10 protein-coding genes are annotated in these 11,234 nt (G+C 70.5%); 6 read left to right on the plus strand and 4 right to left on the minus strand.

Annotated features, from left to right (window positions below):
• The first annotated feature begins 18 nt into the window (after positions 1–18).
• Both DI276_RS50085 and DI276_RS20135 read left to right on the plus strand, forming a co-directional pair.
• On the plus strand, positions 19–174 hold the full coding sequence (locus DI276_RS50085; RefSeq protein ID WP_157984818.1) for a hypothetical protein: 156 nt from the start codon (positions 19–21) through the stop codon (positions 172–174).
• A gap of 58 nt (positions 175–232) precedes the next feature.
• On the plus strand, positions 233–3,013 hold the full coding sequence (locus DI276_RS20135) for a hypothetical protein (protein ID WP_157984819.1): 2,781 nt from the start codon (positions 233–235) through the stop codon (positions 3,011–3,013).
• Position 3,014: 1 nt separating this feature from the next.
• On the opposite strand, the gene DI276_RS20140 is transcribed toward DI276_RS20135, so the two are convergent.
• Positions 3,015–3,713, minus strand: a complete 699-nt coding sequence (locus tag DI276_RS20140) for an excalibur calcium-binding domain-containing protein (RefSeq protein WP_112265595.1) — start codon at positions 3,711–3,713, stop codon at positions 3,015–3,017.
• Positions 3,714–3,913: 200 nt separating this feature from the next.
• Between DI276_RS20140 and DI276_RS20145 the strand changes: the two genes are divergently transcribed.
• Positions 3,914–5,227: a salicylate synthase gene (locus tag DI276_RS20145; RefSeq protein WP_112265596.1), complete on the plus strand. Its 1,314-nt coding sequence runs from the start codon at positions 3,914–3,916 to the stop codon at positions 5,225–5,227.
• Between the two features lie 37 nt (positions 5,228–5,264).
• Here the strand turns inward: DI276_RS20145 and DI276_RS20150 are convergent, their stop codons facing one another.
• Genes DI276_RS20150 through DI276_RS20160 form a run of 3 tightly spaced genes read right to left on the minus strand, consistent with a single transcriptional unit; the run spans position 5,265 to position 8,862 of the window.
• Positions 5,265–6,242: a FecCD family ABC transporter permease gene (locus tag DI276_RS20150; RefSeq protein ID WP_232836775.1), complete on the minus strand. Its 978-nt coding sequence runs from the start codon at positions 6,240–6,242 to the stop codon at positions 5,265–5,267.
• Between the two features lie 29 nt (positions 6,243–6,271).
• The gene (locus DI276_RS20155) at positions 6,272–7,255 is read right to left on the minus strand and encodes a FecCD family ABC transporter permease (protein ID WP_112265600.1); all 984 of its coding nucleotides are present in this window, start codon (positions 7,253–7,255) and stop codon (positions 6,272–6,274) included.
• A 2-nt stretch (positions 7,256–7,257) separates the two neighbouring features.
• Positions 7,258–8,862 (minus strand): (2,3-dihydroxybenzoyl)adenylate synthase, encoded by a 1,605-nt coding sequence (locus tag DI276_RS20160; RefSeq protein ID WP_112265602.1) that lies wholly within the window; start codon positions 8,860–8,862, stop codon positions 7,258–7,260.
• A gap of 68 nt (positions 8,863–8,930) precedes the next feature.
• Between DI276_RS20160 and entS the strand changes: the two genes are divergently transcribed.
• Genes entS through DI276_RS20175 form a run of 3 tightly spaced genes read left to right on the plus strand, consistent with a single transcriptional unit; the run spans position 8,931 to position 11,233 of the window.
• Positions 8,931–10,193: an enterobactin transporter EntS gene (gene entS / locus DI276_RS20165; protein ID WP_112265604.1), complete on the plus strand. Its 1,263-nt coding sequence runs from the start codon at positions 8,931–8,933 to the stop codon at positions 10,191–10,193.
• The gene (locus tag DI276_RS20170) at positions 10,169–10,975 is read left to right on the plus strand and encodes an alpha/beta fold hydrolase (RefSeq protein ID WP_232836776.1); all 807 of its coding nucleotides are present in this window, start codon (positions 10,169–10,171) and stop codon (positions 10,973–10,975) included. Before entS ends, DI276_RS20170 begins: the two co-directional genes overlap by 25 nt.
• A gap of 51 nt (positions 10,976–11,026) precedes the next feature.
• Complete coding sequence (locus tag DI276_RS20175) at positions 11,027–11,233, plus strand: MbtH family protein (protein ID WP_112265606.1); 207 nt, start codon at positions 11,027–11,029, stop codon at positions 11,231–11,233.
• The last annotated feature ends 1 nt before the right edge of the window (position 11,234 follow it).

Below are 11,234 nucleotides of genomic sequence, written 5' to 3' on the forward strand. Positions count from 1 at the left end.
CTCGGGCACACTGGATTCATGAGCGACAAGTGGAACGCGCTACCCGAACGGCCTAAGCCGGAAGAGTGGGTCGCGGAGAAGGAAACGAACCCGGTGCCGGGCGCTCTCGCCGAGGCCGAGGCCGGCCGCGAGGCCCGGGAGGCGCGCACGATCTTCGAACGCGGCGGCATTTAGCGAAAGCTGCAGCTCACGACCCGAAAACGGGTGGCGCGGGTGCGCCATCATGGTGTCGATGTCCATTCAGCTGGCGTTTGGGGTGACAGCCGGACCCGGGGTGAGCTGCTGGCTGCCCGTGTCCGGTGGTGGAGCCATGCCCGTGAGCGACCGCGCGGGCGCACATCCGGCGGGCGCTCCGGTCGCCGTCGGCCCAGTCGACGCGGATCCCGCGGAAGCGATCAGGCAGCTCGCTTCGCTGACCGACACGGCCGCGGGTGCGGGCGTCGACCTCGGCGGCGGCTTCACGTCAGCCCGACTGGCCGGCGCGCACGGAGACCGGCGGGACGCGGTGCTGGCCGCGTTGAAAGTTCTCGGTTTGGACGGCGCTCATCGTCTTGGCGACCGCACCGCCACTCTGGTGGCGATGTTCGGCCCGTCCGCCACCAAACGCGTTGGCGCGGCAGCGAACGCGGCCGTCGCCGAAGAGCGTTGGGCGACGCTGCACCTGGCTTCGGCCGCGTCGGATCTCCTCGGCCCGGAACAACTCGAGCGCGTGCTGGACTTGCACGCGCCGGACGGCATCGACCCGTTCCCGCGCGGCGCCGCGTCCACCCTGGCCGAGCACCTGTCCCGCGTGCTGTCGGGCTACCAGCGTCCCCGACGCCTGGCACTGATCATCAGCCTCTGGGACCAAGTGTGCGACCAGTTGCTCGAACAGCAGCGCTTCGAACGCCGAGCCGCGTCGCAAACCCGTGCCCACCGGATCGACAAGCTCCGCGAACGCCACCGCGTCCACTTCGACGAGATGGTCTTCGTGCGCATGAACCGGGAGGTGCCCGGCCAGGCGACGCTGGCCGCCGCAGCACGGTGGCGGCCACCCGACTGGTGGCCCGCCGCCGAGCTCGGCCGCCTCCTCCAGGACGCGATCGCCGCCACCGCGCTGCTCCGGTTCGCCAGAACCCTGTCCGACGAAGGTCTCGCGGCCGCCGCGGAGAAGCACCGCGACGAGCTGGCCGCTGCCGACTTCCTCAGCGAGAACGAGCTGACCGCAGCCGCCCGCCGGCCAGAAGGCGCCTACAGCCACCCGGCGCGGCCCGGCAACTACGTCCACCAGCTGGTGCACGCGTTGAGTCCAGAAAGGACACTCAACACCAGGACCGAGAGGTACGTGCAGATTCGCGCGTCCATGGCCCGCAACTACGGCGTGGTGGTCTACGACGCGGCGTTCGCCCTCCTCTGGGATCTCGACCGGCCGCTGCACAACTGCTACGACACCTGCCGGCCCTGGGAGGTCCCGCAGCTGCAGAAGTGGCGCACCGCAACGGGTTGCGCGCGCCCGCCCGCGACCTGGGAGCAGCCACCCCTGCCAGACGCCCACGCCGACGCCCCGGCCCAGCCGCTGGCCCAGCGCCTGGCGGACGACCCGGCCGCGGCGGAGTCCCCGCACGACCTGATCTGGCTCGCCGACCTCGCCGACGCGCTGGCTCCGTTCTACGGCAACGAACGCGCCTCCGTCCGGCACGAACGCCCGAACCCGGACGTGACCTACGACCACGCACCGCCGCCCCGAACCGACTCCGTGCCACAAGCAGCCGCAGGCGTCGCGCAACTGGTCATGTTCGGCGCCACCCCACCACCCCGCTGCGGCAACTGGCCGGCACTGGCCGCCGCCGTCAGTTCGGACGCCGTGATCGCCGAAGCCAGCACCGGCGCTTTCCCGATTCCCGCGGAGATCTCGGCGCTCGACGGACACACCGTCGCCGGCCTGTCCGTCGAACTCGGCCGCGAACCGCGCCAGCTGGCCGAGTGGTCCAGCTTCATGGGCAACTGCATCGGCGAGTCCTGGTACGCCGAGGACGCCGGCAAGGGCCAGTGCGTCCTGATCGCCTTCCGCACCTCGGCGGACGGCCGCATCGCCGCCAACCTCGACATCCGCCGCCACACCGGCGGCTGGCACGTCCACGAACTGCGCGCCCGCTTCAACGACGACGTCACGCCGGCCCTCGAAAAGCAGATCAAGCACTGGGTGGACAACATCCCGATCCCGGTGCCGTCCGCACCCGAACCCCTGCTGGTCGTGCCACCGCCGCGCACCCGAGGCGGCGCGCGCCGTTCCACCGGCCTGCCCGCGGACCTCGTCAAGGCGCTGACCGCGGCGGTCGCGCAGGAACTGGCCTCCGCCGCCTCCGCCCGGCGCACCTACGCCCGGCTCGCCCGTCCGCACGCCGACTTCGAACCCGAAGCCGCGGTGATCGCACTGAAGCGCCTGAGCCAAGCCGAGCACGTCGACCTGCTCCGCGCTTCGAACCTCGACGCCACAACCCTCTGGCAAGCCACCCGCGTCCGCCCGCTCGCCGCCGCAGTGGCCCGGCTCGACCCGGACCTGCGCGAGTACGACCGCCTCAGCACGCTCACGGACGGCTCACCGCTGCCCCGGTCGTTGCGCGCCCTCGTCCGCCGCCCGGAAATCGCGCCGGCCCACGCGATGGACGTGGTGGCTCGCTCGATCCGCGCTGCCATGGGTGCCTTGATCGACGACGACGCGCTGGCGCGTTCGGTGGCTCGTCGGCCGTCGACCGAGCTGGTGTGCGCGCTGACGATCGCCGCCACCTGTCTGTCCACATCGGACAATGTGGTGCGGGTGCTGACAGCGCGGAAGACCGCCGTTCCCGGGTTTCCGGCCACCGACCTGGCCGACGAGCACGGGCCGTGGCAGAACGCGTTGGGTGCGGCGGCTGAGCTCGGTGCGCCCGTGGAGCTGTTCTGGGAGCGGATCGCCGAGCGCGGTCTGCTGGTGCCCGCCGCACTGCTGGGGAAGGGCGGTTGGTCTGCGCTCTGGAGTCGAGCGCACCGCTGAGCTACTCGCACGCGACGCCGTCGTTGTCCCGGTCGAGCGCCGCCCGGTAGCCGGGCTGTCCCCGGTACAACGGTGCCGCACCGGCCGCCTTGGCCGCCGCGCAGTTCGCGTAGTACGCGGCCGCCGGCGGTGGAGGTGCGGGCGCGGGCTCCGGCTCCGGTTGCGGCACCACGGGTTGCGGCTGTGGCACAACGGGTTGCGGCGCAGGCTTCACGTCGAGCCCACCGCACGACGGCCCCCAGAACCCGAGCGCCGCAGTCCTGGCGACCGCCTCCGCCTGCTGGATCGCCGCGTCGGCTCCGGCTGCCGCCCTGGCCACACCCTGACTCACCGCGAGCACCGCGTAGTCGTTGCCATCGGCCAGCAGCAGCCGCGAGCCCGCGACGTTGACCGCCTTGCCCACCAACGTCTTCGTCGCGAACTCGACCGCCGACGCGGCCCAGCACTCGCCGGGCTGCGCCAGGCCGAGAACCTGCACCTTGGCACCGTTCGACAAGACCACCGTGCGTCCGTCCACAACAGACGAAACGGTCACCGGCGGCGGAGTCGTTGTCGTCGTGGCGGTTGTGGTCGTGGTCGTCGTGGTCGCGGAAGTCGAGAGAGGAGCGGGTTCTGCCGAGCAACCCACCAGGAGCAGGGGCACGACCGCAGCCAGCGCAGCGATCATGGGGGCGTTCGGCCGGCGCGTGAATGCGGTCATGGCCGGTCCATCGCGAGGTCCACGACGCGGTGTTACCGGCGTCACTCGGACGGTCCAGCGCGCGGAGGGTGTGACCTATCTGGCTCTGACCGGTCATTCGGACCTGTAGAGGGTGCCCTAACTTAGGTTAGGATCACCTTGGTCTCCAGCTGGCCCTGGTCGACCGAGCCGAGATCCGGCGCCAAGGACGAGGAGTTGGTGTGACCGAGTACGACCGTGAAGAGATCGCGACAGGGTCGGCTGATCCGCTGGACCTGGTTACCCGGCTGGCGCGGTCCGGCTTCGACGACTACGTCGTTTACGAGCGTGCGGGCGCCTGGACGTTCGCCGGTGGCGCGCTTGCCACGGTGACGCTCGACGCGCGGCGGGTGCGGGTCGAGGCCGGCGGCGAGGTCACCGAGCGGTCCTGGTCGGGCTCGCCGGGGCAGGCGGTCCGCGAGGCGCTCGCGGAGCTGCCGGTCGCCGGCTGGCGCGCTTACGGGCGGGTCAACTTCGGGTTCGCCTCGCTGGTGCCGGGGCTGGAGCTGCGCGGGGCGGCGGCGCCGGAGGGCGAGGTCGTCCGGCTGATCGTGCCGCGCGTCGAGGTGACGTTGGACGAGGGCGCGGCTGTGGTGCGCGGGGTCGACACGGCCGAGCGCGTGCGGGTTCGCGAGCTGTTGACCGCCGACGTCCCGTTGGACAGCGGTGAGGCTGCCGCGGTCGACATCACGGCGGACAACGCCAACTACCGCGAGCGGGTCGCGCAGGCGGTCAAGGAGATCCGGCAGGGGCAGTACCAGAAGGTGATCCTGTCGCGGTCGGTGCACATCCCGTTCCCGGTCGACGTCGTGTCCACCTACGAGCTCGGACGCCGCGGCAACACCCCCGCCCGGTCGTTCGTGCTGCGCCTGAACGGTGCCGAGGCGGCCGGGTTCAGCCCCGAGATCGTCGTGTCGGTCGACGGTGCGGGCCACGTCGTCACGCAGCCGTTGGCGGGCACCCGCGCGTTCGGCCGTGGTGCCGAGGTCGACGCGGCGGCGCGGTACGAGCTGGAGAACGACCCGAAGGAAGTCTTCGAGCACGCCGTTTCCGTGCGCACGGCACAGGAAGAGCTGCGCCGGATCTGCAAGCCGGAGTCCGTGCACGTCGGCGACTTCATGGGGATCAAGGAGCGGGGTTCCGTGCAGCACCTCGCCTCGCTCGTCAACGGCGACCTGGCCGACGACCGGTCGGCGTGGGACGCGCTGGAGGCGGTGTTCCCGGCGGTGACCGCGTCGGGCATCCCGAAGCGCGAGTCGCTCGACGCGATCGCCCGCATGGACGGCAGCCGCGGCCTCTACTCCGGTGCGGTCGTCGCGATCGACGAGGACGGCTCGCTGGACGCGGCGCTCGTGCTGCGCGCGGTCTACCAGGAGAACGACCAGGCCTGGCTGCGTGCTGGAGCGGGCATCGTGGTCGACTCGACGCCGGACCGCGAGTTCGAGGAGACCTGCGAGAAGCTGGGCTCGGTCGCACCGTTCGTGGTGCCTGCCTGACAGAGCGAATGCCCCCGCCACGAACGGCGGGGGCATCTCAGGGCCTCTTCCAGAGCAGCCAAGCCAGATACACGCCACCCAAAGCGCCGGTCGCGACCCCCACGGGCAACGTGCCACCGATCCGTTGTGTGGTGAAGTCCGCTGCCAGCACCAAAAGCGCGCCCATCCACGCCGCCGGCAGCAACCCGGCGCCGTACGACCGGGTCAGCCGTTTCGCCAACTGCGGCGCCACCAAGGCGACGAACGCGATCGGGCCGGCCGCCGCAGTCGCCACCGCGCACGCCGCCGCACCGGTGAAGAGCAGGTACATGCGCGCACGTTCCACCGGAACGCCAAGGCCCTGCGCCACCTCGTCGCCCATCTCCAGCATTTCCAGCCACCGCACACCGAACAGCAGCGCGGGCACCAGCACGACCAAAGCGATCGCCGCGGGCCACAGCTGGGTCCAGCCGAGGTTGTTCAGGCTGCCGGTGAGCCACACCGTCGCACGCGCCACGTCGGCGACGCCCGCGTTGACGATCAGGTAGAAGTTGACCGCCTGCAGGATCGCGCTGATGCCGATTCCGGTCAGCACCAACCGAATCCCGAGCACACCGCGCTGCCACGCCAGCAGGTACACGAGCAACGCCGTCACCAGACCGCCCACCAGCGCGCCCGCCGACACCGCGCCGGGGCTGCCACCGATGACCATGATGACGAGCAGGCCGCCGGTCGCGGCACCGTAGTTGAAGCCGATGATGTCCGGGCTGCCCAACGGGTTGCGCGACAGGCTCTGGAACACCGCGCCGCTCATGCCGAGCGCCGCGCCGACCACGACCGCGATCAGCACGCGCGGCAGCCGCAGGTCCAGCACCGCGTAGTTGGTGATGCGGCTGCCGTTGCCGAGCAACGTGCGCACCACGTCGAGCGGCGCCACGTAGATCGCACCGATGCCGAGCGCGACCACGCCGAGGACCACGATCGCGGCGACGAGCACCGCAGACACGACGAACGAGCGCCGCATCCCAGAGCGCACAACCGGAACCACAGGATCGAGTACAGCAGTCATGCGCGGACCGCCTTGTCACGCCGCAACAGCAGCAGGAACACCGGTCCGCCCAGCAACGCGGTCACCACGCCCACGTCGATCTCCTCGCGCGCCATCACCCGCCCGAGCACGTCGGCCAGCAGCAGCAACGCCGGCGCGAGCACCGCGCAGTACGCCACGACCCAGCGCTGATCGGGCCCGGTGATCGCGCGGACCATGTGCGGCACAACGAGACCGACGAACACCAACGGGCCCACCGCCGCCGTCGCCGCACCGGCCAGCAACGTCACCGCGATCAGCGTCAACAGCTGCGTCCGGCCGAGGTTCGCGCCCAGCGACCGCCCGACCTCCTCACCGAGCGCCAGCACGTTCAACGGCCGCGCCAGCAGGAACGCCAGCACCAGCCCGACCACCAGGAACGGCGTGACGTCCGTCAGCGTCCCCATGTTCGCGCGCTCCAACGCACCCACGGTCCAGAACCGCATCTGGTCCAACGCGTTCTGGTCGAGCAGGACCACCGCCTGCGTGAAGCCGGTCAGCGCAGCCGTCACCGCCGCACCGGCCAACGCGAGCCGCACCGGCGAAGCACCCGACCGGCCCGCGATCACGTACAGCACCGTGCCGGCCAACGCAGCACCCAAAAACGCGAACCAGACGAACGCCCGCAGGTCCGTCAGCCCGAGCACGCTGATCGACAACGCCGCCGCGGCCGACGCACCGGCGTTCACACCGAGCAGGCCGGGGTCGGCGAGCGGGTTGTTGGTCAACGCCTGCATCAACGCGCCCGCCACGCCGAGCGCCGCACCGACCGCAACGCCGATCAACGTGCGCGGAATCCGCAGCTCCCACACCACGAACGCCGAGTCGGAGCCGTCCCGGGACGCCAGCACGTCCAGCACGGTCGAGAACGGGATCGACCGCGCGCCGACCGCGAGGGACAGCAGCATCACGAACCCGAGTGCGACCAGCACGAGCACCAGTCCCGTGCCGCGGGAAGGCATCCTCACCCGTTCTCACCGGTGAGCAACCGCACCAGCGCGACCTTGGACACCTTGCCGACCTTCGTCTGCGGGAACGACTCCAGCACCTCGAGCCGGTCCGGCAGCTTGTAGGCGGCGACACCACGCTCGCGCAGGAACGCCGTCACCTCGCGCAACGTAGGAGCTTCACCCTTCACCACGACGAACGCGCACGTCCGTTCGCCCATCACCTCGTCCGGCATGCCGACAACTGCGGCGTCGTGCACGGCGGGATGTGCGAGCAGGTGGTTCTCCAGCTCCTCCGCGGGAATCTTCTCGCCGCCGCGGTTGATCTGGTCCTTGCGCCGGCCCTCGACGATCAGGTGCCCGGACGGCAGCTGCCGCACCACGTCACCGGACCGGTAGAAGCCGTCGTCGGTGAACGCACGCGCGTTGTGCTCGGCAGCGCGGTAGTAGCCGCGCAACGTGTACGGGCCACGCGTGAGCAGCTCGCCGCTCTCACCAGGAGCGACCGGTTCGCCTTCCTCGTCGACGATCAGCAGCTCGTCGGCGGGGCACAGCGGGGCGCCCTGAGTGGTGATCTTCAGCTCGTCCGTGTCGTCGAGCCGCGTGAAGTTCAGCAGGCCCTCGGCCATGCCGAACACCTGCTGCAGGTCGCAGCCCAGCGTCTCCCGCACCCGCGCGGCCGGTTCGGGGTTGAACTTCGCGCCACCGACCTGCAGAAGCTCCAAAGTGGACAGATCGGCGTCCATGAAGTCGACGACGTCCATCCACAGCAAGGCGATCGGCGGCACGACCGCCGTCACCGTCACGCGCTCGCGTTCGATCAGCTCGAACGCGGTGTCCGCGCTGGGATCCGGCGCCAGCACCACGGAGCCGCCGGTCGACATCGCGCCGAGCAGGCCGGGCGAAGCGAGCGCGAAGTTGTGCGCGGCGGGCAATGCCACCAGGTACACGGTGTCCGCACTGAAGCCGGAGACCTCCGCACTCGCGCGCGCGTTGTAGAGGTAGTCGGTGTGCGTCCGGGGAATGAGCTTCGGCGTGCCCGTCGTGCCACCGGAGAGCAGGAACAACGCCGGCGCGAACGGGTCAGCCGCGGGCAGTTCGACCGGGTCGGCCGAGGGCAGCGGCAGGAACTCGGCGGGATCGCCCACCACGAACACCTGACGGACCGACGGCATCGCCTTGACAACGGTCCTGGCCAGGTCGCGGTAGTCGTAACCGGCGCCGTCGTCCTCCGCGATGAAGTACGCGACCGCCTCGCTCAGCTCGCAGAGCGGCACGATCTCGCTCTCGCGATGCGCGGGCAACGCGAGCACGGGCAGCACCTGGGCGCGCAGCAGGCCGAAGAACAGTGCGACGAACTCCGGCACGTTCGGCAGCTGCACCAGCACGCGGTCCTGCGCGACCAACCCGGCGGCGACGAGTCCGGCGGCGATCCGGTCGGCCCACGCGTCGAGCTCGGCCCACGTGAACCGGGTGCCGTCGGCGGCGACGAGCGCGGTCCGGTCCGGATGGCGGCGCGCGCCGGCGCTCAACAGCACGTCGAGCGTCTCAGCGGCCCAGTAACCCTCCGCCCGGTACCTCTCGGCCAGCTCCTCCGGCCAAGGCACGCAGCCGTCCAGCATCGTCGACTCCCTGAGATCGCGGCGAGAAAGTTAGGTTAGGCTAGCCGACATATCGAAGGGATGGTGCCGTGCGCCTCGGTGAACTCGTCGTCGACGTCACACCACTGCGCGAGGATCCGGCATACCGCCTGGTGTTCGCCGCGCAGACGGTGACCGTGCTGACCACAGCGCTCACGAACGTCGCGATCAACGTGCACGTCTACCAGATCACCGGCTCGTCCGTACAGGTCGGTCTAGTGGGTCTGGTGTTCGGCGCCGCACTGCTGGTCGGCCTGCTGACCGGTGGCGTGCTCGCCGACCGGGGCGAACGGCGCAGGCTCATCATCGGGTCGCGCGTGATCGTCGGGATCTCGCTCTTCGCGCTCGCGGTCAACGCGTCCATCCCGTCGCCGATGCTCTGGTTCGTCTACCTCGCCGCGGTGGTCATCGGCCTGGTCGCCGGTGTCGGCGGATCGGCGTTGATGGCCGCCATCCCCGCCACGGTCAAACCCCAGCACCTCGCGGCCGCAGGCGCCCTGCTCACGCTGGCGAGCCAGTTCGGCGCGATGCTCGGGCCGTCGGTCGCGGGCCTGATCGCCTCCGGGCCCGGTGTGGCGGTGTGCTTCGCGATCGACGCCGTCGGCTACTTCATCGGCATCGCACTGTTCTGGAAACTGCCCGATCTGCGGCCGGAAGGCGTTGACGAGGAGAAGGAACACCCGCTGCGGTCCATCGCCGAGGGCTGGAAGTTCGTGCGCAGCAACGAGATCGTGCGCGGACTGCTGATCATCGACCTGTGGGCGATGGTGTTCGCGATGCCGTACGCGCTGTTCCCGCAGATGGCGGCCGAGGTGTTCGGCGGCGGCCCGGAGGCAGTGGGTCTGCTGCACACGGCGCCCGCAGTGGGTGCGTTCATCGGCGGTCTGTTCAGCGGCTGGGTGAACACGTTCCGGCACAGCGGCCGCGCGCTGATCGTCGCCGTGTTGCTGTGGGGCCTCGCGATCACCTCGTTCGGCCTGTCCGGGCACCTGTGGCTGGGCCTCGCGTTCCTGGTGGTCGCGGGTGCGGCCGACACGACGTCGGAGATCCTGCGCCGCGCGCTGTTGCAGCACCACACGCCAGACCGCCTGCAGGGCAGGGTGAGCAGCCTGTGGCTCGCGCAGGCGACCAGCGGCCCCGCGGTCGGTGGCACCGCGGCCGGCCTGGGCGCGCGCATGCTCGGCCCGGCCATGGGCATCGTGGCGGGCGGTGTCATCTGCGTCGCGGGTGTCGTCCTGACCGCGCTGACCATGCCCGGTCTGCGCCGCGCGAACCTGCGAGGTGAGTCGTGTTCGCAGACCTCCCCGGCGTGAAGCTCTCCTACGAGGACACGGGTTCCGGCGAACCCGTCGTGCTCGTCATGGGCGCGGGCGCGACCGGCAGGGTGTGGCACCTGCACCAGGTGCCCGCGTTCGTCGAAGCCGGCTACCGCGTGATCACGTTCGACAACCGCGGAATTTCTCCCGCAGAACCCGGATTCACCGTCGACGACCTCGTTGCCGACACGGCAGGTCTCATCGAGCACCTCGGGCTCGGTCCGTGCCGGCTCGTGGGCACCTCGATGGGCGCTCAAGTCGTGACGGAACTGGCGTTGGCCCGTCCCGAGCTGGTTTCGCAGGCCGTGCTGATGGCCACGCGCGGGCGGCCGGACGTCATGCGCGCGGCAATGGGCTTGGCGGAGAAGGAGATGCTCGACTCGGGCGTCGTGCTGCCGCCCCGCCAAGAGGCAGTCGACCGCGCGTTGCGCAACCTCTCCACGCACACGTTGAACGACGACGCCGCGATCTCCGACTGGCTCGACATCTTCGAGATGTCACCGGTCCTGTGGACGCCGGGGTTGCGGGCGCAGCTCGACCTGGACATCCCGCTGGAATCGAGCCGGCTGGCCGCCTACGCCGACATCGACGTGCCGTGCCTCGTCATCGGTTTCGCCGACGATCTCCGCCTGCCGCCGCACCTGTCCCGCGAGGTCGCGGACGTGATTCCCGGTGCCCGGTACGTGGAGTTGGAGCGCTGCGGCCACTACGGCTATCTCGAGCGTCCGGACGTGGTCAACGCCGCAGTTCTGGGCTTCTTCGCCGCTGGACACCGTTAGCTGCACCTAACTAAGGTAAGCCTCAGTTAACCACTACGCTGGAGGCTTGCCGTGACGAACCCCTTCGACGACGACAACGGGCGTTTCCACGCGCTGGTCAACGACGAGGGTCAGTACTCGCTCTGGCCGACGTTCGCGGAGGTCCCGCAGGGCTGGCGAGTCGTGTTCGGCGAGGACACGCGCGAAGCCTGCCTCGCGCACATCGAGGCGAACTGGACCGACATGCGTCCGCTGAGCCTCGTCCGCGGCGAGCGCTGAG

Source organism: Lentzea terrae, assembly GCF_003265345.1.
In the GTDB taxonomy this organism is placed as follows: Bacteria; Actinomycetota; Actinomycetes; order Mycobacteriales; family Pseudonocardiaceae; genus Lentzea; species Lentzea terrae.